This window comes from Thiocystis violacea (genome assembly GCF_016583575.1).
Taxonomy (GTDB): domain Bacteria; phylum Pseudomonadota; class Gammaproteobacteria; order Chromatiales; family Chromatiaceae; genus Thiocystis; species Thiocystis violacea.
The window spans coordinates 1-22,403 of sequence record NZ_NRRG01000006.1 but is presented as its reverse complement, the minus strand read 5'-3'; the positions used below and the strand labels follow the sequence as shown (position 1 = coordinate 22,403).

The 22,403-nt window shown below is 64.7% G+C and carries 21 protein-coding genes and 2 pseudogenes; 9 read left to right on the top strand and 14 right to left on the bottom strand.

The window, feature by feature from the left end; all coding sequences use genetic code 11:
• Positions 1–94 precede the first annotated feature (94 nt).
• The 5 genes from CKO27_RS04765 to CKO27_RS25245 are packed head-to-tail and all read right to left on the bottom strand — an operon-like array spanning position 95 to position 4,477.
• Entirely contained in the window at positions 95–1,168 is a 1,074-nt protein-coding gene (locus CKO27_RS04765; protein WP_200373739.1) for an AI-2E family transporter, read from the bottom strand.
• Positions 1,165–2,643 carry an alpha/beta fold hydrolase gene (locus CKO27_RS04760; protein WP_200373738.1) on the bottom strand — a complete coding sequence of 493 codons (1,479 nt, stop codon included), beginning with the start codon at positions 2,641–2,643 and terminating at the stop codon, positions 1,165–1,167. Before CKO27_RS04760 ends, CKO27_RS04765 begins: the two co-directional genes overlap by 4 nt.
• 1 nt (position 2,644) lies before the next feature.
• A complete protein-coding gene (locus tag CKO27_RS04755; RefSeq protein WP_200373737.1) occupies positions 2,645–3,841 on the bottom strand; it encodes an alpha/beta hydrolase in 1,197 nt (398 codons plus the stop codon).
• A 26-nt stretch (positions 3,842–3,867) separates the two neighbouring features.
• Positions 3,868–4,125 (bottom strand): hypothetical protein, encoded by a 258-nt coding sequence (locus CKO27_RS24890; RefSeq protein ID WP_420825813.1) that lies wholly within the window; start codon positions 4,123–4,125, stop codon positions 3,868–3,870.
• Positions 4,019–4,477 (bottom strand): DUF3611 family protein, encoded by a 459-nt coding sequence (locus CKO27_RS25245; protein ID WP_200373735.1) that lies wholly within the window; start codon positions 4,475–4,477, stop codon positions 4,019–4,021. Before CKO27_RS25245 ends, CKO27_RS24890 begins: the two co-directional genes overlap by 107 nt.
• Before the next feature lie 164 nt (positions 4,478–4,641).
• Between CKO27_RS25245 and CKO27_RS04740 the strand changes: the two genes are divergently transcribed.
• The 4 genes from CKO27_RS04740 to CKO27_RS04725 all read left to right on the top strand — a co-directional run bounded on the left by CKO27_RS04740 (position 4,642) and on the right by CKO27_RS04725 (position 9,111).
• On the top strand, positions 4,642–6,489 hold the full coding sequence (locus CKO27_RS04740) for a sensor histidine kinase (RefSeq protein WP_200373734.1): 1,848 nt from the start codon (positions 4,642–4,644) through the stop codon (positions 6,487–6,489).
• Positions 6,486–7,106: a response regulator transcription factor gene (locus tag CKO27_RS04735; protein WP_200373733.1), complete on the top strand. Its 621-nt coding sequence runs from the start codon at positions 6,486–6,488 to the stop codon at positions 7,104–7,106. The genes CKO27_RS04740 and CKO27_RS04735 overlap by 4 nt, the downstream gene beginning before the upstream one ends.
• A 327-nt stretch (positions 7,107–7,433) precedes the next feature.
• On the top strand, positions 7,434–7,835 hold the full coding sequence (locus CKO27_RS04730) for a hypothetical protein (protein ID WP_200373732.1): 402 nt from the start codon (positions 7,434–7,436) through the stop codon (positions 7,833–7,835).
• 10 nt (positions 7,836–7,845) lie between these two features.
• On the top strand, positions 7,846–9,111 hold the full coding sequence (locus tag CKO27_RS04725; protein WP_200373731.1) for an arginine deiminase: 1,266 nt from the start codon (positions 7,846–7,848) through the stop codon (positions 9,109–9,111).
• Between the two features lie 107 nt (positions 9,112–9,218).
• Here CKO27_RS04725 and CKO27_RS25455 read toward each other — a convergent pair.
• Positions 9,219–9,341, bottom strand: a pseudogene (locus CKO27_RS25455) (hypothetical protein); the annotation flags it as partial.
• A gap of 36 nt (positions 9,342–9,377) precedes the next feature.
• Positions 9,378–10,558 (bottom strand): IS3 family transposase gene (locus CKO27_RS04715; RefSeq protein ID WP_200373730.1). Its coding sequence is split into 2 segments (ribosomal slippage): positions 9,378–10,306 and positions 10,306–10,558, totalling 1,182 coding nucleotides; the frame shifts between segments, so codons are not numbered across the junction.
• A gap of 47 nt (positions 10,559–10,605) precedes the next feature.
• Here CKO27_RS04715 and CKO27_RS04710 point away from each other — a divergent pair.
• Complete coding sequence (locus CKO27_RS04710; protein ID WP_338115898.1) at positions 10,606–11,031, top strand: recombinase family protein; 426 nt, start codon at positions 10,606–10,608, stop codon at positions 11,029–11,031.
• On the opposite strand, the gene CKO27_RS24410 is transcribed toward CKO27_RS04710, so the two are convergent.
• Positions 11,028–11,153 carry a BLUF domain-containing protein gene (locus tag CKO27_RS24410; RefSeq protein ID WP_242470730.1) on the bottom strand — a complete coding sequence of 42 codons (126 nt, stop codon included), beginning with the start codon at positions 11,151–11,153 and terminating at the stop codon, positions 11,028–11,030. The genes CKO27_RS04710 and CKO27_RS24410 overlap by 4 nt on opposite strands.
• A gap of 145 nt (positions 11,154–11,298) precedes the next feature.
• On the opposite strand from CKO27_RS24410, the gene CKO27_RS04705 reads away from it, so the two are divergent.
• The gene (locus CKO27_RS04705; RefSeq protein ID WP_200373728.1) at positions 11,299–11,553 is read left to right on the top strand and encodes a type II toxin-antitoxin system HicA family toxin; all 255 of its coding nucleotides are present in this window, start codon (positions 11,299–11,301) and stop codon (positions 11,551–11,553) included.
• A complete protein-coding gene (locus CKO27_RS04700) occupies positions 11,550–11,903 on the top strand; it encodes a type II toxin-antitoxin system HicB family antitoxin (RefSeq protein WP_200373727.1) in 354 nt (117 codons plus the stop codon). The genes CKO27_RS04705 and CKO27_RS04700 overlap by 4 nt, the downstream gene beginning before the upstream one ends.
• A gap of 135 nt (positions 11,904–12,038) precedes the next feature.
• Here CKO27_RS04700 and CKO27_RS04695 read toward each other — a convergent pair whose 3' ends face one another.
• The 6 genes from CKO27_RS04695 to CKO27_RS04670 all read right to left on the bottom strand — a co-directional run bounded on the left by CKO27_RS04695 (position 12,039) and on the right by CKO27_RS04670 (position 20,929).
• Complete coding sequence (locus CKO27_RS04695) at positions 12,039–13,793, bottom strand: EAL domain-containing protein (protein ID WP_200373726.1); 1,755 nt, start codon at positions 13,791–13,793, stop codon at positions 12,039–12,041.
• A gap of 62 nt (positions 13,794–13,855) precedes the next feature.
• Positions 13,856–14,980: an ABC transporter permease gene (locus CKO27_RS04690; RefSeq protein ID WP_200373725.1), complete on the bottom strand. Its 1,125-nt coding sequence runs from the start codon at positions 14,978–14,980 to the stop codon at positions 13,856–13,858.
• Between the two features lie 2 nt (positions 14,981–14,982).
• Positions 14,983–17,745 (bottom strand): ribosome-associated ATPase/putative transporter RbbA, encoded by a 2,763-nt coding sequence (rbbA, locus tag CKO27_RS04685; RefSeq protein ID WP_200373724.1) that lies wholly within the window; start codon positions 17,743–17,745, stop codon positions 14,983–14,985.
• Positions 17,742–18,815 carry an HlyD family secretion protein gene (locus tag CKO27_RS04680; RefSeq protein ID WP_200373723.1) on the bottom strand — a complete coding sequence of 358 codons (1,074 nt, stop codon included), beginning with the start codon at positions 18,813–18,815 and terminating at the stop codon, positions 17,742–17,744. The genes rbbA and CKO27_RS04680 overlap by 4 nt, the downstream gene beginning before the upstream one ends.
• Before the next feature lie 4 nt (positions 18,816–18,819).
• Positions 18,820–19,074: a hypothetical protein gene (locus tag CKO27_RS04675; protein WP_200373722.1), complete on the bottom strand. Its 255-nt coding sequence runs from the start codon at positions 19,072–19,074 to the stop codon at positions 18,820–18,822.
• Between the two features lie 463 nt (positions 19,075–19,537).
• Complete coding sequence (locus CKO27_RS04670) at positions 19,538–20,929, bottom strand: hypothetical protein (RefSeq protein WP_200373721.1); 1,392 nt, start codon at positions 20,927–20,929, stop codon at positions 19,538–19,540.
• 696 nt (positions 20,930–21,625) lie between these two features.
• On the opposite strand from CKO27_RS04670, the pseudogene CKO27_RS25240 reads away from it, so the two are divergent.
• Positions 21,626–21,731: pseudogene (locus tag CKO27_RS25240) on the top strand (IS1/IS1595 family N-terminal zinc-binding domain-containing protein); the annotation flags it as partial.
• 70 nt (positions 21,732–21,801) lie between these two features.
• Positions 21,802–22,403, top strand: a 602-nt coding sequence (locus CKO27_RS04660; RefSeq protein WP_207280601.1) for an IS1 family transposase, incomplete at both ends; no start/stop codon positions are given.

Here is a 22,403-nt window from a genome sequence, read left to right as displayed (position 1 = left end):
TTGCAGCAGGCTGGATTCCGAGGTGGGCGACCGGGCCTGGCCCGCGACGCCGCCGCCGTCTCCCCACGGGGCCGGGCCGATCGCATCCGGCCGTTCACGGCTGGAGTGCCGCCTGGTCTTCCGCGGGGCTTTCGGTCGGCGCAATGTCCGGACCGAGCAAGATGGCCACCGGCCGGGTGTGGGGGCTGGCCTCGAGCGCGATCATCAGCACCATCGTCAGCGGAACCGACAGGAAGGCGCCGACCGTCCCGAGTACCCAGCTCCACAGCAGCAGCGACAGAAACACCGCGAGCGTCGAGATGCCGAGACCCCGGCCCATGATCCTCGGCTCCAGAACCGAGCCGATCAAGGTGTTCGCGAGCAGATAACCGAGCGCAACCAGGAGTGTGGTCGGCACATCGGTCTGCACCAGCGCCATCAGCACGGCCGGGACCGCCATCAGAACGGATCCGACGAAGGGAATGAAGTTCAGCAGGAAGGCCAGGATGGCCCACAGTACGGCGAAGTTGATGCCCAGAAACGACAGCCAAGCCCAGATCAACAGCGCGGTGGCCAGGCTGGTGCCGATCTTGATCACCATGTAGCGGCCCAGCGCGTCCAGCACCCGGCGGAAGCGGGCCTCGGACTCCTCCGTCAGGCAAAAGGCCGTGCGCAGCTTCAGCCAGAGGCTGGGTGCCTCCAGGAGCATGAAGACCACGGCCAGCAGGATCAGCAGTCCGGTCCCGAAGACCGTGCCCATGTTGCTCAGGGCGAGACGCGCCAGGCTGCCCGCCAGGGCGGGGTCCAGGATATCGGGTACGGCCTGCGTCGAGTTGGCGATGCCGTTGCCTTCCAGCCACAGGCCCAACTGCTCGTTGAGCAGTGTCAGGCGCTCTTGATAGCCGGGCAGGCTGTCCCGGAACCCCTCCAGGGCGCCGGTGGCGATCAGTCCGAAGAGGCTACCGGCGTCCAGCAGCACGAAGGCGACGAGCGCCAGGGCGCCCCATTTCGGCACGCCCTTGCGCTGCATCCAACGCAGCGGCGGGGCCGCGACCACCGCGATGAACGCGGCAAGCAGAATGGGCGCGACGACGGATTCGGCGGCTTGCAAGAAGAGCAGGACGATGGCGATGGCCGCCGTGACGATCAGGCCACGCGCCGCGGGGGAGAAGCTGGCAAGGGCGTTCATGACTCACTCCTGGCTTTCAGCCATTGCAGGATCCGCGCTTCCAAGTAAGGGTAGAAGGGGTTGTAGCGCTGCCGCAGCAGCCAGTCCGCCGGAATGCGTACCAGGCCCCGCTCGCCCCTGAGCGCCATGTCCCCGAGAAAGAGGCGATCGTCGCTGTCGGCGGGACCGCTGCCGTAGAGGGGATCATCGGGCGGGAAGGCCAGAGCCACGTGGGACAGGGAGACCACGCCGCTGGGCCAGGCGAGACCAAGCGGCCGGGCGCTCGACGCCTGGGGAGAGAAGGGCGCCTTGTGGCGGGCAACGACATTGGCGCTCCGCGAACTCTCGTTGGTGACGAAGGTCACCGCGAATGGCAGGCTCGCCTCGGCCATCAGGCGATCGGTCAAGGGGGCCGGATCCGCGACGAGGAGGCTGGACGCGATGGCCGCATGGCGGTTGATGTCGAACAGCACCAGCTCGTTGCGGTGCGCGGGAAGACGCTTCAGCAGGTCGTCGACAATGGCCTCGGTCGTCACCGTGGCGTCGACCGTGGATTTGAACGCGAGCACGGGCGGAAAGCCGCGGGCCGTCGCTGGCTCTTGCACCAAGGTGCGGATACGCCGATCGACGTCGCGGGTGAGGGCATGGACCTGCGCGCCCGCGTTGGTCGCGAACGAGTTGTAGTTGAAGGGATCAAACTCGCTCATGACCGCCAGGTAGGCCAGATCCCCGAGGCCCGGCAGGACCGACAGGGCGTCCTTGAAGCGGGCCAGGGCGCTCGCGGGATGGACCCGGATGGCCGGGGACACCAGCACCAAGCTCGCGGGCACGACCCTGGCCCCGTCTTCGATCGCGTCGAGGGCGACATCCAGGCCCAGGGATCCGCCGGTGGAGTAACCGATGAGGTGCAGCGGCTTGTCCCCGAGCTTGTCGGCCAGGTGCGTCATCGCCAGTCGAACCGCGGCGGCCATGTCTTGCCAGGTGACGGATGTCAGCCCCGAGGGCGCCGTGCCGTGACCGGGCAGGCGCAAGCCCAGGACCAGATACCCGGCGCGGTTGAGGGTCTCGCCCAGGGCGCACAAGGAATAGGGTGAGTCGGACATGCCGTGGAGCAGCAGCACCCCGCCGATGGGTGCGTCCGCGTCGAGCTCGAAGGTCCGGTTCCAGTCGCGCGGCCAGCGGCTCGGGCTCGCCGCACTGCCGCGGCTGTAGCGTACCAGGGCATACTCGGGGCCGATGGGGGTCTTCTGGACGACCTGCTCGTCCAGTTGCCGGAAGAGACGCTCCTCCAGATCCAGGTAGTCCCGCAGGGTGTGGACCTGCTCACCCGCCATGTCGGCGGTGAATTCCTCGGTGAGCGCCAGGGTATGCCAGGGTGCCAGGGGACGGTCGTCGCCGCAGCCCTGCGCGCCCAGGAGGAGCACGGCGAGCACAAGACCCGCCACGGTCGGGATGGCCTGACGCAGCCGAGGGTCGTCGCGGGAGGTTGTCGGCACCTCAGCGCCCCCGTGTCAGCACGAAGTAACGTACACCCGCGGGCGTCTCCAGGAAGTAGAGCTCACGGGTCTGCGGTAGCTTGGTACTGGTCAAGCGCAGGAAGAGGTCGTCGAAGAACTCCGGCGTCTCGAGACTGAAGTTGTGGAAATTGCGGGTTCGATTGACGGGGGTAACGTCGACCAGCACCAGCCGCTCATCCCCCGGCTCGATCAATCCGGAAAGGCTTGCCGCTTGCTCGGCCTGGCTCGGGCTCGCCGGGTCCAGCGTGCTCTCGCCCAGACGCAGCCCTCGGTTGATGAGGCGGCTCACCAGCAGCGCCCGGTCGTTGGACGAGACATAGACGGTGACGTTGCCGGCAAGCGCCTTGATCTCCTCCTTGAAGCGTTCGTTGAAGTCGGCGTGATCGATGTCCGCCGCGGTCAGCACCACGGTCTCGATCTCGGCGGGAGCGTCGGAGAGGTCAGCGTCCCGATAGAGGGTGTGGAAGGCGTCTACAACCACCTGCCCACCCATGCTGTTCGCCATCAGCCACAGGCGGCTCGGCCGAACCTCGCGGAGGACGAGCTCAAGGGTCGCCGCCAGCTCGGCCCCGGAGGCGTGCGCGACCTCGCGCGCCCGGCGGTAACCGCGCAATGATGAGCCCTGATCGCCGGGCCAGTCGAACAGCAGCACCGGCGTGTCGATATCGAGGACGTGCGCGAGAAAGGCGGTCTTGCGCAGCGCGGACGGATAGGCCTCGCGGAAGCCGTGGACCACGACTAGGAGCGATCGATAAGGAGAGGCCTCCACCTGGGTGCGGAGCGCTTCGATCAACGGCTCGCGCTCCAGGGCTTGAGCACTCCGCAGCTGGATCTCCTCGTTGAGAAACCAGTCGCTCGGGTCGATCAGCATCCCCAGACCGAGCGTGGGCTCGATCCGGGTCTCGAACGCGCCGAATCTCAGGGTACCTGCGCGCTCCGAGCCGAAACGGGCCTCGATTGGCCCGTTCTCCTCGACCGGAACCCGATTGGTGGCATAGAAGAACCGAAACACGCCCTGCTCGGAGAGCTGGGACACGGTCATCCGGCGAAAGGCAAAGGCCTCGGCGTGCTCCAAGACCGTGCGCGTACCCACGAAGTAGACGTAGAGTGCGGCACCAACGAGAACCCCCGTGGTCAAGCCCGCGCCCCACAGCAGCCGGTTCCTGATGCCTGGCATCGCGTTCTTCGCGCGCGCCTCGCGACTTAGATGGCCGCGGCGGATTCGACCGGCGCCGACCTGGTCGTCCTGAACAGTAGCCAGACCGACAGGCTCAGCACGATCAGCTCCGCGCCGAGAATGACGAGCAGGGATGTCAGGCTGATCGCATCCATCGCGGAGATCGACTGACCCGGATCACCGCCTAGCCCCGGCGAGATCATGAGCCCTGTCTGCGGATTCGCCAGCAGGACGAACAGCAATCGCCCAGCGGCGCCGAACAGCAAAATCATTGAGAAAGCGATCCCGACGCCGCTTCCCCAGAGACCCACCCAGAGCACATGCATCAACCGATGCCCGTGCCGGACGCCGCATCGGGTCGGCGATCTCCTTTCCGATACGCGTGTAGCGAAAGAACCAGAAGGTCGTGAAGACCATGACGAGCAGGCTGCCGTAGGACAGATAGTTGCTCAAGTCGATCCCGATGCGCCGGGCAGACCCCGGACTGCTCATCAGGAGGACGTAGGCGAGCAGCAGAAGCGGAATTGTGAGCAGCGTGAACTGAATCCAGAAACCGAGCCAGCCAAGCCGAGAAAACTGCTTCGATAGCCGTTCCGGCTCGACTGGCAGCCAAGGTCTGCTTGCGACGGCGTCCATAACGAATCCTCGGGATCTATGATTGGTATGGCGCCAAGCTGGTATGCTTGGGCACTGTGGCCGCATCGGAGTGGCGGATGGCCCAATCTTATGGAAGCGGCCGATGCGCCGAAATTGCACCTTGGTTAAACGCTGCGGCACACGGCATGGCCGTCGGATAGGCGATGCGCTGGATCACGATGCTCTATGGCGCGACGGCGACCATCGCGTCCACACTTGCCGGGATTTATCTCGCCGCCTGGGTCATGCAGCGGGACAATGGGGCCTACCTGATGTTCGTGCTGCTCGCGGCCAGCATCGTCGGCGTCGTGGGGACCGAGTTCTGGATGCTGCACACACGGACGCTGGAAGAATACGGCCTCGCGATGCGCTGGTGGCACGTACCGACCTGGTCGGGCATTTGCGCCATCGTCGGTTTGGTTCACTTGCGCTTGCGGCCACGGTTTTTATGGGTGGGTTGGCTCGCCGTGGCGCTGCGGACGGTTGCGCTGGTCGCCAACTTCACCTCGGGATCCTCTCTCAACTATGCCGCTCTGACCGGAATCGACCAGATCAGGCTGCTCGGCGAACCGCTCTCCATGGCGACCGGCGTGCCCAATCCCTGGATGCTTGCCGGCCAGGTGAGCAACGTCCTCCTGCTGCTTTTCATCCTCGACGGCGGCCTCAGTGCCTGGCGGCGTAGAGAGCGCCAACGCGCACTGTCGTTGGTGCTCAGTCTCCTGATCCCCGTCGCGCTCGGCACGATCCAGGTGGTGCTCGTGTTCTGGGGCTTCGTTCAGATGCCCGTCTTCATCGCGCCGCTGATGCTGTTCATTGCCATCGCGATGGGCTACGAACTCAGTATCGGGCTGCTGCGCGCCGTGCGCGCGGAGCGTGAAGTCCAGTCGATGGACGCCGCCCTGGGCGTCAGCGCGCAGCGTCTCAGCCTGGCGGCGGAGGCCTCCGGCGCCGGATTCTGGAGCCTCGAGGGGCCATCGGAAGACGTGTGGGCCACCGAACGGACGCGCGAGCTCTTCGGATTGCCGCGCACCGGGAGCCTGAATCTGGCCGATTTCCTGGAACGGGTGCATCGGCGTGACCGGACGCGACTCAAGGCGCTGATCGAGGTCGCTCTGCGCTCGAATGACAGTTACCGCACCGAGTTCCGCGTCCTCGACCCCGACGGCGGAGTGCGCTGGCTTGCCGGTTTGGGCCGCTGCGTCGCCGAGACCGCGTCGGATCCCCGGACGCTCATGGGCGTGAGCATGGACATCACGGCGCGCAGGGCCATGCAGGACAAGATCCGCCGCCAACGGGCGCGACTTGAGCGCGCGTCCAGGGTGGAGGCCTTGGCCGAGTTTTCGGCGTCCATGGCCCACGAGCTGAGCCAGCCGCTGACCATGATCCTCACCAACGCCGAGGCGGCTCAAGCCCTGATGGCCCAGCCCGTGCCGAACCTGTCCGAGGTGCGCGAAATCCTGGCCGACATCGTCAGCGCCGACCGGCGCGCGGCCGATGTGATTCGGCACGCTCGCTCAATCCTCGAGCGCGGCGAGCCCGAGCCCGAGCCCGAGCCCGAGCATCTGTCCGTCAATGATGAGATCAAGCGTGTGCTGACCCTGATTGGCAGCGAGCTCGACGATCAGGGCGTGAACCTGTCCCTGAGCCTGGCTTCGAGCCTGCCCTCGGTGCAGGCCAACGGCCTCATGATCGAGCAGGTCGTGGTCAATCTCCTGAACAATGCCTGCGAAGCCGTGGCCGGTAACCGGCCGCACGAGCGCCGGATTTCGGTCGTCACGCTTGCCCACGCGGACAAGATCTTGGTCGAGGTGGCGGACAACGGGTGCGGCGCGCCCGATCCGAAACGCATCTTCGACGCCTTCTATACCACCAAGCCCAAGGGGCTCGGGATGGGGCTGGCGATCGTCCGCTCCATTGTCAGGGGCCATGGCGGGCGGATCTGGGCAGAATCGGCGCCCGGCCGCGGAACGACCATTTACCTGTCCTTACCCAGAGACGGCCCAACATCATGACCGATGAACCGCTTGTCTATGTCCTGGACGACGAGCCCGAGATCCTGAAGGCGCTGACGCGGCTGCTCGGCGCCGCCGGACTCAAGGTGCGCGGCTTCACCAGCGCGCAGGAGTTTCTCGCCCACGAGCGCCATCCGGGGCCTGCCTGCCTGGTGCTGGATCTGGCCATGCCCGAGATCGATGGTCTCGAGGTCCAGGAGCGGCTGCGCCGCGGCGGCGTCCAGCTTCCCATCGTCTTCCTCACCGGCCATGGCAGCATCCCTTTGAGCGTGCGGACCTTGAAGGCGGGTGCCGAGGACTTTCTGACCAAGCCGGTGAATGCGACCGAGCTGCTCGCGGCGATTCGCGCGGCACTGCAACGCGCCTCCGCTCAACAAATCGAGTACGTGGAATTGGAGACCCTGCGCCAGCGGCTCGCGTCGCTGACGCCGCGGGAGCGGGAGGTGCTCGACCACGTCATCGCCGGGAAGCTGAACAAGCGGATCGCGGCCGACCTCGGCACTGGCGAGCAGACCATCAAGGTCCACCGCGGGCGCCTGATGCGCAAGATGGGCGTGAGGTCGGTGGTGGAACTGGCGCGCATGGCCGAGCGGTTGGGACGCACCCCCATGGCTTGAGACCTCGCCGTCATCCCTTCCCGGCATCCCGAGCGGCGGGCGCCCTCAGGTTTGCCAACGTCGATCGCGCGCCACCCACCCACCTGCCGTCCAATCCGCGACGGGCGTCTCTCGACGCGTCCGCACCTGCGCCGCGGCCACCCCGCGGCCCACCAACCCCGCGTTGGGAGGCGGCCAAGCCCGTCTCGCACCCATTTCACCAAGGTCCAATAGCCGCCTTTCAGCCGGTCTCTTACAGTTCCCACGGTCGCCGAGCCGCGGTCGGCCCTGACTGTTCATCGAATCACGAATCAATCCGAAGCTGTTGCTCAAACGAGGAGAAACCCGATGCAAGCCAAGCTAAGTCAGCGCGTGGGTGAGCTCGTCGCCTATGGCTGGGAGCCGGTGACGACCACCGAGACCACCGCCGCGCTCGTGGGACGCCGGCCTTTTGGCTGGTGGCTGTTCCTGATCGTGCTGTTCCTGTTCCCGTTGTTCGGCGGTCTCCTCTATCTCATCTTTTGGCTGGCGACCTCGAAGGCGACGGTGTTCCTCCACGCGGAAGGCGACGAGTTGGTGATCAATGGGGACGAGTGGCTGATCGGGCTTCAAGAGGCCGAGCGAGAGGCCTATGTGGCGCGTCAGCGTCAGGTCAAGGAGAAGGGGTTCTTGCGGGTCATGTGGCCGCAGCTCGTGGTTTCGCTGCTGCTGATCGGGCTGTGGATCTATCTGCTGAAAACCTACCTGTAGACCGCATGCCATGGGCAATGCAAGCCTTCTCGCGCCCGCGTACGGCGTCCACTCGGAGGTCGGTACGCTGCGCAAGGTCATGGTTTGCGCGCCGGGTCTCGCTCACCTGCGACTCACGCCGGGCAACAAGGACGATCTGCTGTTCGATGATGTCCTTTGGGTGGAGATGGCCAAACGGGACCATTTCGACTTCATGACCAAGATGCACGACCGCGGGATCGAGGTCGTGGAGATGCATGACCTGCTCGCGCAGACCGTGGCGATCCCGGAGGCCCGTGACTGGCTCCTCGACCGCAAGATCACCCCGGACAATGTCGGTCTGGGATCGATGGAGAGCACGCGGGCCTATCTGGAAAGCCTCCCGCCCCGGGTGCTCGCCGAGTACCTGGTCGGCGGCCTGTCGGTGGTGGACCTGCCTGACGAGTACCGCGCCTCGGGCGATCTGTCGCTGGCGCGGGAAGCCCATGGCGTGCACGAATACCTGCTGCCGCCCCTGCCCAATACGCTCTACACCCGCGATACGACCTGCTGGATCTACGGCGGCGTGACACTCAACCCGCTGTTCTGGCCGTTGCGTCGCGAGGAGACCCTGCTCACCACCGCGATCTACAAGTTCCACCCGAGCTTCACGAGCGCGACCATCCAGGTCTGGTGGGGCAATCCGGATCAGAACTTCGGCCGCGCGACGCTGGAGGGCGGCGATGTGATGCCGGTAGGCAAGGGTGTCGTCCTGATCGGCATGAGCGGGCGCTCCTCACGCCAGGGCATCGCACAGGTGGCGACGGCCTTGTTCGAGAAGGGAGCCGCCGAGCGTGTGATCGTCGCCGGCATGCCCAAGCGGCGCGCGGCGATGCACCTGGACACCGTCTTCACCTTTGCGGACCGGGACCTGGTCGCCCTCTATCCGCCGATCATGGACCAGGTGCACAGCATCTCCCTGCGGCCCAGCGACCGACCCGGCGCCATCGATGCGACCCTGGAGAGAAGGCCTTTCGTGGAGGTCGTCGCCGAGGCCCTGAACCTCAAGAAGCTGCGGGTGATCGAGACCGGCGGTGATCACTCCACGACCGAGCGCGGCCAGTGGGACAGCGGCAACAACCTGGTCTGTCTATCGCCCGGCGTCGTGGTCGCCTACGACCGCAACACCTGGACCAACACCGAGCTGCGCAAGGCCGGGGTCGAGGTCGTCACCATCGTCGGGGCCGAGCTTGGCCGCGGTCGCGGGGGCGGTCACTGCATGACCTGCCCGCTGATCCGGGATGCCGTGGACTTCTGATCCCCAGGCCTGGCTCGAGCCAAAGGTTGGCGGGATGGCCTCGATCATCAATTCGGCCGGTAGGGGTAGATCCAACAGTGACGCTGGTAGCGAATTGTCCGACCGGGTTAGCCCGCTCCTTGTTGCAGAGCGGCGAACCTGGAACACCCAATGCGAATCAGGTTGATCGCGACGACGGTGAGGAGATGTTGGAGGTGAGTCTTGGCCTCCCCCAGATAACGGCACTCTGAGGTTCCCTCGGTTTTTCGTCTTCCAAGAGAGTTGGTTCATGCGACCTGCAACTCTTCCTGGGGTGGCCTGATCCAGTTTTTCAGGAACTGAACCGGGGACACATAACCCAGGGTGGAGTGCAAGCGTCGACGATTGTAAAACACCTCAATGTACTCGAACGTCATGGTTTTCATCGCCTCACGGGTGGCGAAGTGCTCCCCGAAGACCCGCTCGTGCTTGAAACTGTTGAACCAGCTTTCGGTGGGGGCGTTATCCCAGCAATTGCCCTTGCGGCTCATCGAGCAGACCATCCCGTAGCTCATCAGCTTGTCTTGGAAAACCTGGCTGGCGTACTGGCTGCCGCGGTCGGAATGGTGAATCAGGCCCGGCTCCGGCTTGCGTCGGAACCAGGCCATGGTCAGCGCATCCGTGACGATGTCGGCCGTCAGGCGCGGTTTCAGCGACCACCCCACCACCTCGCGATTGAACAGATCCAACACGATGGCCAGATACAGCCAGCCTTCATCGGTCCACAGGTAGGTGATGTCGGCCGTCCACACCTGATTCGGAGCGCTAGGGGTGAAGTCGCGTTTTAGCAGGTTGTCGGCCACCGGCCGCGTATGTTGGGAGTCGGTCGTAACCTTGTAGCGCCGCTTGTGACGCCCACGAATCCCGTGCGTGCGCATCAATCGCTCCACCCCCTCCTTGCTCGCCGAGAAACCCCGTGCCCGTAGCTCTCGCGCCAGGCGCGGGCTGCCGTAGGCGCCCTTGAACTCGGCGTGGATGGATTGCATCAGGACCAGCATCTGGGCATCGGTGAGCCCTTTGCGATCAGGCTTGCCACCGTGTTTCCAGGCCCGGTAGCCGCTGAGGCTGACCGCCAGCACCGCACACATCGCGGTCAGATCGAACGTCGGGCGTTGCGCGTCAATCCAGGCATACTTCACAGCGCATCCCTCGCAAAGTATGCCGTCGCTTTTTTTAAGATCTCGACCTCGCGCTTGAGACGAAGGTTTTCAGCGCGCAGGTGCGACAGTTCCATCTCCTCTGGCGTCACCTTCCGGGTGCCAGGGCCATCGAGCTTGCCGGCATGTGACGCCTTGACCCAGTGGCGCAACGTCTGCTCGACCAGTCCCATCTCCTTGGCCACGGCGCCCACGGTCTTGCCATCCTTGACCCGCTTGATCGCCTGCTCCTTGAACTCGACGGTGTATTCCTGCTTCGGGATCTTCTGCATCAGCCTCTCCAGTGTGAACGTCAGTTTACGTCACCCTTGGAAGACTAATTTTCGGGGGAACCTCACTCTCGCAAGCCGCTCCGGCGACCCGCCTCGATCGACTCGCACGCTCGGTGGCGGATCTGATGGGGATCATCGACGTCCTGGAACAAAAGCGGGTCGGGTTGCGGATCTTAAATCTGGGGATGGATACCCAGACCCCGACCGGAAGGCTCATGCTCACGGTCTTAGGCGGTGTGGCTCAGTTCGAGCGTGAGGTGATGCTGGAGCGTCAGCGTGAGGGAATCGCCCAAGCGAAGGCGGCAGGGAAATACAAAGGACTTCAACCGGTGGCGCGCGACAAGCGACAGGAAGTCGTTCGCCTGGCCGCCGAAGGCCTGACCAAAACCAGGATTGCCCACCAGCTCAACTTGGGCGAGGCCACGGTTTATCGCATTTTGGCGACCGCTCGCAGAGAGGCCGCCAGGGCTTAAATGCGTTTTCTGTTCCATTGATTCCCAAACCCCAAGACCCGCCGGCGCGCCGGACCCTTGATGACGATGCGCGCGTCGCGGTGACGCGGGTCGGTCTTGACCTTGTCGATCAGCGTGGCCACGAACTATCGCTGGTTTTGTACTGGCGACGACCGGCTAGGATGGCGCCTAGGCCGGGGCGGGGTGAAGTCGTGGAGGGTTGGGCCTGGCATGGCCGCTCCCATCGACTGATGGCGCATGTTCTATTTTTTGCTATCGTTTTCACCCATGAACAGCAAGCACCGAAAGACCCTTGAGGCGATCTTCTCCGATCCCGTCAATGGGAATCTGGAGTGGTCGCGGATCGAAGCGCTGCTGATCGCTGTCGGCTGCCGGGTGGTCGAAGGCCACGGCTCGGCCGTCACCTTCGAGAACGACGGCCGTAGAGCCAACTTCCATCGGCCGCACCCGCGCGAAGAGGCGCTCAAATACCGCGTCAAGCAGGTGCGCGAATACCTCCAACAACTCGGTATGACCCCATGAGCGCAACCAACGTGATGCACTATCGCGGTTATCAGGCCAGCATGACCTTTGACCCGGACGACAAGATCATCGTCGGGCGTGTGCTCGACATTGACGACATCATTGGTTTTCATGGCGAATCGGTTAGCGAATTCGAGCAAGCCTTTCGCGAATCGATCGACAGTTACCTGGAAGCCTGCGCCAAGCTCGACCAGGAGCCAGACAAGCCGGCCTCCGGTCGGTTGATGCTGCGCGTCGACCCGGCCATCCATGCCGCGGCGATCAAGGCCGCCAAGCGCAGCCGCATCAGCCTGAACCAATGGGCCGCGCGGGTGCTGGCCGAGGCGGCTCATGAAAGTCACTCGGGCTGACGGGCGCCGTGGTCTGACGCCCATCATGCCGCTTGCTCCACCCCTCCTTCACGGCTTTGCGTGAGACGCGGCCAACGTGGAACCTTCCGAGGCATTGGCTAAACTCTCCGCGCTGTTGGCGGCGGGCGATTGACGTCAGGCCCTGATTCCCTCCGACATGCCGCCGCCCGCGTAGGCGGTGAGATAGACGTAGCAAGTCCGCGCATCCTCGGCCAGATCGCGGAAACTCAAGCGGCGGCCCGGCCAGGGCGTGAAATCCGGTTCGTCCGGACCTGGCGTCAGGTCGCGTACCACCATGCCCCAATCCAGGAAGACCCGCCGGCGCGCCGGACCCTCGATGACGATGCGCAGGTCGCGGTGACGCGGGTCGGTCTTGACCCGGTCCATCAAAGCAGACACAACCTCCCGCTGGCCTTCGAGCATCTGCATGAAGAGTCCGTCCTGGTAGAGCAGACAGCCGGTTAGGCCGGTCGAGCGATTGAGGGTTCTGGATTGTTCCCGCAAGGCGTCGAGCGTCGCCTCGGTCATCGGCGGCGTTGCCTGGCTGACATAGATGAGAAAGTGGAGTGGCGACGCCGCGTCGGCCAGGCCGCCGCCCCGAAGCTCGGACTCCAGGGTCGCGACGAACGCCGGCTCTTCGAGCGGACGGTGAAAGTAATAGCCTTGGGCGAACTCGCAGCCATGGGCGCGGAGTTCGAGCCGCTGGGCGTCGGTCTCGACCCCTTCCGCCACCAGTTTCAGCCCAAGCGCGCGGCCCAGCCCGATCACGGCGCGGATGACGGCGCGATTCTCCGGGCGCTTGTCGAGGCCATCGACGAAGGCCCGGTCGATCTTCAGCACCGCGACCGGCAGGCGCGTCAATTGCGCCAGCGAGGAATAACCAGTGCCGAAATCGTCCACGGCCACTCGCAGACCCAGCTCGGTCAAGCGGCGCAGAAGGCGCAGATTGAGTTCGACATCCGCCATCAGCGCGGTCTCGGTGATTTCCAGCAGCAGGCGCGCCGGGTCGGCCCCCGTCTCGCACAGGATGGCGGCAAATTCCTCGACCAGCGATTCCTTGCTCAACTGTCGCGGCGAGACATTCACCGACACATAGGGCGCCTCGGTGCCCCAGCGCCGACGCCAGTTGGCCTCGGCCAAACACGCCTGACGGAAGACCCAGACGCCGATGGGCACGATGGCGCCGGTCATCTCGGCGATCGGAATGAAGACCGCGGGCGAGATCTCGCCCTCGGACGAGTTCCAGCGCAGCAGCAGTTCCGCGCCGACGATGCGACCGCTCTCGGCGACGACGATCGGCTGAAAACGGGTCGACAGCTCGTTGCGCTCGATCGCCGTGCGCAGACCATTGACGATGGCGAACCGCTGCTGGTCCAGGTCGTGCTGACCTGGACTGAAAAACCGCCAGCCGTCGCCGCCCTCTTCCTTCACCGCCGACATCGCCGTCTCGGCATGGCTCAACAGATCATCGACGCAATGGGTATTGCCGTTACCGATGGCGAGCCCGACGCTCGCCGTCACGATCCGTCGCCGCCCGTCGCATTCGAATGGCTGACGCAACGCCTCGTTGAGGCGATCGGCCAGGACGGACAGCGTGGCCGGTTGTTCGATCTGCTCGCAGAGGATGACAAATTCCTCATTGGCGAAACGCGCCAAGGTATCCCCCGGCCGGATCTGCTCGGCAAGCCGGGCGGCCACCTGCTTAAGCAAACGGTCGCCGACGTCATGGCCATCCGCGTCCTTGAACAGATTGAAGCCGTCGAGATCGACGAACAGCACCACCAGACTCAAGCCATTGCGCCGTGAACGCTGCAGGGCATTGGCGAGCCGATCGCGGATCAGCGCCCCGCTGGGCAGTCCGGTGACGGGATCATGGCTGGTGTGTCGCATCCGTGTTTTTCCTCCCTACTCATACCGATCGCTCCAGTCATGATGGCGTTTGGGATCTGGACTCACGCCATCGCGCTAATCGTCCGGCGAAAGCGGGACAGCGCGACGGCGAAGAATATCCCACCGATCGCGGCGAGGGCGAGGAACGGCGGCCAGACCACGTCGAGGCCGGCGCCGCGATAGAGGATGGCTTGGGCGGCGGTGACGAAGTGCGTGGTGGGCGCGGCCAGCATCACGTCCTGTACCAGCTCCGGCATGCTCTCGCGCGGGGTGGAGTTGCCCGAGAGCAGTTGCAGCGGCAGCAGGATGAGCACCGCGAGCATGCCGAACTGCGGCATGGAGCGCGCCAGGGTGGCCATGAAGATGCCGAGCGAGGTGGTGGCGAAGAGATGCAGCGCGGCGGCGGCCAGGAAGAGCGCGAGCGAGCCCTCGATCGGGATGCGCAGCACACCCTGCACGACGAAGACCAGCGCCACGCCAGCGGCCAGCAGCACCACCAGACCCATCGACCAGACCTTGGCCAGCATGATCTCGGCGGGCGTGACCGGCATCGCCAGCAGGTGCTCGATGGTGCCGTGCTCGCGCTCGCGGATCAGGGCCGCGCCGGTCAGGATGATCGACAGCAGGGTGACGTTGTTGATGATCTCCATCAGGGCGCCGAACCAGGACTGCTCCAGGTTGGGATTGAAGCGCGTGCGCAGGGCCAGCTCGACCGGCAAGGGTGCGCTGCCACGATAGCGCTGGACGAACTCGCCCACCTCGCCCAGCACCATCTGCTGGACAAAACTGCTGCCGGTGAACGCCTGGCTCATGCGCGTGGCGTCGACATTGAGCTGGATGGCGGGCGAGCGCCCGGCCAGCACGTCGCGTTGGAAGTCCGGCGGGATGTCCAGCACGAAGGTATAGGTCCCGGCATCCATGCCGGCGTCGATCTCCGAGAGGGCGATCATCGCCGGCGGATCGAAGCGCGGCGGATAGAAGGCGCTGGCGATGCGCGCCGACAGCGGCGAGGCGTCCTCGTCGACGATGGCGATCGGCGCCTTGTGCAGGGTCTCCGGCATCGCCGTGGCCGCCACATAGATGGAGACGGTGAAGGTGTAGGCGATGAGGACGAGCATCATGGGGTCGCGCGCCAGGCTCCAAAGCTCCTTGACGCCCAGCCGATAAATATTGGCGAGATGCGGCATCCTTAGCGCTCCTGCTTCTTCAACAGCAGGATCGACAGGGTCAGGATCACCGGCACCGCCAGCGCGAGCGGCCAGAAGGAGGCGTCGAGGCTGGCGAAGCCCAGCGCCTTGTTGAAGACGCCCCGCGTGATGGTGAGGAAGTGCGCGGCCGGATAGACCTGGCCGATGAGATACCCCACGCCTTCGAGCGAGGACACCGGGTTGAGCATGCCGGCGAACTGGACGGCCGGGATGATGGTGCCGATGATGGTCACGAACATGGCCGCGATCTGGCTGCGGGTGAAGGTGGAGGCGAAGAGCCCGAAGCCGGTCGAGAAGGTGACGAAGAGCAGCGCCCCCGTCGTCAGCGCCAGCAGGCTGCCCTTGACCGGCACCCCGAAGACGGTGACCGCCAGCAGCGTCAGCAGGGCGAAGTTGAGCATCGCCAGCAGGATGTAGGGGAGCTGCTTGCCAAGCAGGAATTCGCTGCGGGTGACCGGGGTGACGTAGAGATTGATGATGGAGCCAAGCTCCTTTTCGCGCACCACCGCGAGCGCGGTCAGCATCGCCGGGATCATCAGCAGCAGCATGGGGATGACCGCAGGCACCATCGCCGGCAGGCTGCGCACGTCCGGGTTGTAGCGAAAGCGGGTCGCGATCGTCGCGGGTCCGGTCGCGGCGTCCTGGCCGAGCCGGTGTTTCGCCTGCTCCAGCAGCCAGCCCTGGTGCATGCCCTGCACGTAACCCCGCACCGTCTCGGCGCGTACCGGCATGGCGCCGTCCACCCAGGCGCCGATCTGCACGCTGTGACCGCGCGCGATGTCGCGCGCGAAGCCGTGCGGGATCTCGATGGCCAGCGCGAGCTGGCCGGCGCGCATGCGCCGGTCGAGATCGCGGTCATCGAGGATCGGCGGGCGCTCGACGAAGTAGCGCGAGCCGGACAGGTTCAGGGCGTAGTTCTGGCTCAAGCCGGTCCGGTCGCGGTCGAGCACGGCGTAGCTGAGATCCTCCACGTCCAGGCTGATGCCATAGCCGAAGACGAACATCAGCAGCGCCGTCCCGAGCAGCGCCATGGTGGCGCGCATCGGGTCGCGCTTCAGCTCCAGCGTCTCGCGCAGGGCGTAGCTCCAGGCGCGCCCAGGGCTGAAGAGAAGGCGGCGCGCGCGCGGCGCCGTCGCCGGAACCGCTGGGGCCGCCGTCGCCGGTGCGGTTGAGGTCTCGCCACGCGCGCCGGCGTCCTCCAGATAGCCGATGAAGGCCGCCTCCAGGGTCGCCGCGCCGCGTTGACGCACCAGCTCGGCCGGGACATCGGTGACCAGCACGCGCCCGGCGTGCATCAGCGAGATGCGGTCGCAGCGCCCGGCCTCGTTCATGAAATGGGTGGAGATGAAGATGGTGACCCGATCCTGGCGCGCCAGGTCGATCATCAGTTGCCAGAGGCTGTCGCGCGCGATGGGGTCGACGCCCGAGGTGGGCTCGTCCAGGATCAGCAGCTCGGGCCGATGCACCATGGCCACGGCCAGCGAGAGACGCTGGCGGATGCCCAGCGGCAGCGTGCCGGGCATGGCGTCCACCGACTCGGCCAGACCGAAGCGCTGGACCATCTCCTCCACCCGCGCCGGGATTTCGGTCTCCGGCACCTGGAAGAGACGCGCGTGCAGCACCAGGTTCTGGCGCACCGACAGCTCCGAATAGAGCGAAAACGCCTGCGACATATAGCCCACGCGCCGGCGCGTGGCGATGTCCTTGGGGTCGACCGCCTGCCCGAAGAGCGCGGCGCGGCCCGCGCTGGCCGGCAGCAGTCCGGTCAGCATCTTCATGGTGGTGGACTTGCCGCAGCCGTTGGACCCGATGAAGCCGAAGATCTCGCCGCGGCGGATGGAGAGATTCACCTGATCGACGGCGACGAAGTCACCGAAGCGCATGGTGAGGTCTTTCGCCTCGATGGCGATCTCGGCATCGACTCCGGCGGCGAGCGGGGGAATCGTCACGGTTCGATGACCGCGCCGACGGTCCTCCGGCAGCAGCGCGATGAAGGCCGCGTCCAGCGACTCGCTGCCGGTGCGCTTCAGCAGCTCATCCGGTGTGCCGGTCGCCAGGACACGGCCGGCATCCATGGCCACCAGCCAGTCGAAGCCCTGCGCCTCGTCCATGTAGGCGGTTGCGACGATCACGCTCATGCCGGTTTGCTTGATTCTTATCCCTTTGATCAACTCCCAGAACTGCGAGCGGGCGAGCGGATCGACGCCCGTGGTCGGCTCGTCCAGGATCAAGAGGTCCGGATCGTGGATCAGGGCGCAGCAGAGACCCAGCTTCTGTTTCATGCCGCCCGAAAGCTTGCCAGCCGGGCGCGACAGGAAGGGGGTCAGGCCGGTGCTTGCCGTGAGCACGTCGATGCGACGGCGGCGCTCGGCGGCCGGGTGGCCGAATAGCCGACCGAAGAACTGAAGGTTTTCCTCGATCGACAGGGTCGGATAGAGGTTCTTGCCCAGCCCCTGGGGCATGTAAGAGATGCGGGGGCAGACTCGGCTCCGATGGCGCGCGCTCGCCATGTCCCCGCCCAAAGCCTGCACCCTGCCCTCTTGAATGGCGCGGGCGCCGGACAGCAGCGCCAGCAGGCTGGACTTGCCCACGCCGTCCGGGCCGAGCAGTCCGACCATGCGCCCGGCCGGGATGTCCAGCGCGATGGCGTCCAGCGCCACGACCTTGCCGTAGCGCAGACTCACGTCGGTCAGGCTGGCTACCGGCGCCGGCGCATCCTGCTCCGGCGGATCGACAGCGGTCAATCCGGCACCTTCAGCACCAGGTCAGCCGGCCAGACGGCCTGCTCGTCGACCTTGAGCCAGGCCATGCCGGGCAGGCCGGTCTTGACCAGGGTGCGGTGTTTTTTCAGCAGCTCCGGGTCGATCCGCGCCTTGACGCGGAACATCAGCTTCTGCCGCTCGCTGGCGGTCTCGACCGTCTTGGGCGTGAACTGCGCGGTGCTGGCGACATAGGACACCCGCGCCGGAATCACATATTGCGGCGCCGCATCGAGCACGAGACGCACCTCGCTGCCCAGCGCGACCCGACCGGCCGCCCGCTCGGGCAGGAAGAAGGTCATATAGACATCGCTGAGATCCACCAGGTTGAGCACCTTGCCGCCGGCGCCCAGCACCTCGCCGGGCTGCGCGATGCGGTATTGCACCCGCCCGGCGCGCGGGGATTTGAGCTGACTGTCCTCGATGTCGGCCTCGACGCGGGCGACCGTCGCCTCGCTCGCCTCGACGCCGGAATTGGCGCCGACGACCTCGGCGCGCGCGGCTGCGGTCGCCGCCTCGCTCGCGGTCACCTGGGCCTCCGCCCCGGCCAGCGTCGCCTGCGCGCCATGCACGCTGGCGCGGTCGTCGTCGAGGATCTGGCGGGTGGTCATGCCCTTTTCGGACAGGGTTTCGGAGCGCGCGTAGCGCCGCTGCGCCGCGTCCAGCTCGCTCTCGCGCTGCCCCACCAGGGCCTGCGCGGCGGCGGTGTCGCTCTGGCGCACCGCGACCTGGGCCTTGGCGCTGGCGACGGCGGTCACGGCCTGGCGGGATTTGGCCAGCGCCTCGTCGCGCTGCGCGTCCAGGACATCGACCTGCATCCGCGCCAGCGGCTGACCGGCCTCAACGAAATCGCCCTCCTTGACCAGAATGCTGTCCACCCGTCCGCCAAGCTTGGTGGCAACATCGACCTCGGTGGCCTCGATGCGGCCGTTGCCGCTGACGAAGCCGGCGCCGGGACCCGAGGGTTGCAGGGCGGTCCAGGCCAGTCCCGCGATCGCGGCGACGGCAATCAGGATGACTGTCGCCGCCGCCTTCTTTTTGAATGCGGGGGTCACGGTTTCAGATCTTCCGTTGGGCGACACAGCGCTGGATGGCCGGGATATCGATGTTGTGGCTGGCGAGTTCGTGATCGATGATTTCCAGTCGATCGCGGTCGAAGTCACTCTGACTGCGCCGGTAGGCCAGGGCGATCCGGCGGCGTTCGCGGATCAACTCCTTGGCCTGCAGGATCCGAGGCGCGAGCGATTCCGCCATCGGGCGATGGGGTGGGAGGGGTTCTCTCTGATTGAGTGAAGTCTTGCTTAACCGACCCATGGCCATGCTCCTCTGTCTGCTCGTTGGTTCGCTGATTCCCACGCGCCGCACTCGAACACGGCGCCATTTGAACCAGGCTAAACGCGATGTCAGGCCCGAGTCTGTTCGCTAACGCACACGGCGAGTTGGATAAACGATTCGCTGTGCCCCGTGCCTCCGAATCCAGCCTACAGCCGCCAGCGATCAGCCTACAGCCGTTGCATGGCCGAGGTTTTCGCTTCTTGCTGGCTTCACCCAATGGCTGAGCCTCGGCCGGTCTTGGTCAATGGCCAAGTTGCGGATTCCCAATAGCTGGCGGCTGGAGGCTGAAAGCTGACAGCTTTTTTAGGGTTATCCATGGAGCGCCCTGCCGGGCTCATTAGGAGAACGCCCGCACCATAAGGGCACGGGCGGGCGACGAAACATTGCCGGCGGATCGCTCCGCCGGCCCGAGGTCGACCCAAAGGTCACCTCGTCATCCGGCTCAGAGGCTGCCGATGGTCACCGGATACTTGTCCTCAAGCGGGGGATAGGCATCCGACTTGAAACCGTGCAGGGTTGCGATCTGGTTCCCCGGAACGTCCGGCGCCATCAGTGCGTTGTTGGAAAACACCAGCGACGACAGCTCGATCGCCATTTGCTTATCGCCGAATCCGAGAAGGCCGCCGGAGCCGATCACGGCATAGAGTCGGTTGTTCACGCTCACCACTTTGAGGATATCGCCGAGCTTCTTCACATGACTGTCGACAATGGCGTAGCCGGTGATGTCCCCGACGGTCGACGGCATGTCTCGCGTGGACGCGGCACTCACGGCGGTATTCGCGTCGTCGCGGGCTTGCCCGCTAGCCGCTGCCGGCTGTGCGACCTGCTCAGACGGCGCCGCCGTCTGGCCCTGCATCCGTGAAGCCTGCTGCTTCGCCATTTCCCGGGTCTCGTCGGCGCTCATCTGCCGGATCTGGACGCGAGCCTCGCCTGACTGGACGAACTCAACCCGCGGCTCGCCTTCGCTCTCGATCTGGACCACCGGCTGGGCCGCGTTGTAGCGAACCTGGGGCTGGGCTTCGGAGATGCTCACCGCCGCTTGCCGCGCGTCGTTCATCCTGACCTGTGCCTGCCCCTTCTCGACCCGGACGTCAGACTGTCCCGTGCCCGCGCTCGCGTCGCTGCCGACCTGCACTTCTGGCTTGCCCTGCTCGACGGTCACCGTCGGCGCGGCCTGGTCGACCGATACTTGCGGTTGCGGCACGTTCACCGACACGGTGGGATTGGGCATCGCCACGAGAATATCGGGGGCCGGCATGTCGATGGTGATCTTCGGCTGCGGCATGTTCACGCGCACCTGCGGTGCGGCCTGATTGACGGTCACCTGTGCGCGGCCCGGGTCGACCGCGACCTGCGCCTGCCCCTGCTGGACCTGGACGATCGAATCGGACTGGTTGACCGTGACCACCGGCTCGGGAACGTCCACCGATACCATGGTCCGAAGGATCGCCCTTTCGCCCTCACCCTGGCTCTGTTGCGCGAACCCCTGCAGTGCCTGGCGCGCTTTCCGCGAGTCGTTCTGGCCAAGCGCCGCAATGGCCTCTGTCACTCCGTCCCGGATCTGGGTCAGTACCTTCTGGCGTTCGGCATTGGCCCGCGGGCCAGTCTGCTCGATTTCGTGCAATACCTGCTCCAGCATCCCGCGGGCCTGCGCCACGTTCTGCTGTGCCAGCGCCTCATCGGCCTGGCGGATCTGTTGCTCGACTCCGGCCGCTTCTTCGCTTTCGGCCGTCTTCCGCGGTGTCGCCGGGCCAGTGACCCCGTCATCGCGGGCCTGTGCCACGCCCTGCGGCGCCGGCGCGTCGGCGGCCTGGGGGATCGGCGGCTGTGCCACGCTTGCCGCTTCTATTGCTTGGGGTGCCTGCTGCGGGGCCGCGGCCATACCCGAACCCTGAGCACCAGGGCCGTAGCCATAACCCGGAGGGCCGTAACCCGGAGGGCCATAGCCGTAACCAGGGGCGCCGTAAGGCTGAGCAAACGCGGCCGGAGCCACGACACCGGAAAGGAGGAAGGCCATGGCGAACGGAAGTTTTCGGGTTGGGAACCGAGAAGCCGTGGTCAGGATTGAATCCGTCGGGTTTTCGACGGGATGTGCGTCAATCGGCTTAAACGTCGGCGGAGCACCCTCTACTCGGTCCGTCGCCCCCCTCGGAAAGCCGGAAACTGCTGAGAATAACTTCTTCATACTCAATACCGTCTCTTGTTGATTCGAAACCGCGAACAAGCACCAGAAACATTCAATCTGGGAAGCTTCGTTGATGTCCGAGATCAGCTTAGAGACGAACCCCAGCTACCGTCTGTGCGCTACCCAACGCAATAGAATTAGGTTCCAGCGCCCTTCCGTTGGCGGTGACGGCGGATTTTGGAACATTTCGAACGCCAATGAATAAGCAATTGGCACACAAGCGATTTATAGCGCATGCGTCACCCCTGCCACACAATCCCACGGCCAATGAGAAGTCAATCGCAATAGGTTTTTGGGTAGTGCCACAATCTATATGATCTATTATCTGACTGGATTTATTCAAACATGAATCACTGCCCTACTTGCAACTCTACCAAGATCGTGAAGAATGGATTTAATGCAACCGGAAAGCAAAACCATCTTTGTCGGGAATGTGGTCGTCAATTCGTGCTTGACCACTTAGTTTCAGATATTTCTGAAGAGACCAAATCGCTGATTGATCGACTGCTTCTTGAACGGANTTTAATGCAACCGGAAAGCAAAACCATCTTTGTCGGGAATGTGGTCGTCAATTCGTGCTTGACCCCTTGGTTTCAGATATTTCTGAAGAGACCAAATCGCTGATTGATCGACTGCTTCTTGAACGGATTGCGCTTGCTGGTATCGCGCGTGTTGCAAATGTCTCTGAATCCTGGCTACAAATCTATGTCAATCAAAAATACGAGGGCGTTCCGCGCCAATTAAACGTGCCAAAGTTGTCTCATTTTCGACTGGTTGTCGAGTGCGATGAACTGTGGTCATTTGTTTTGAAAAAAGATGAAAAACAATGGGTTTGGATCGCGAAGGATCGTGACTCTGGATATGTTATCGGCCTGTATATCGGATCTCGTGGCATTGAGAGTGCACAAGGATTATGGAATTCATTGCCACGCGATTATCAAGAATTAGCCGATTTCTATACCGATTTTTGGGAAGCTTATAACGCCGTCTTTCCGGAATTCCGTCATTACGCTGTCGGCAAGGAATCGGGAAAGACAAATCACATCGAACGATACAACGGCACACTCAGGCAACGTATTTCCAGGCTCGTACGAAAAGCACTTTCTTTTTCAAAAAAGCTTCA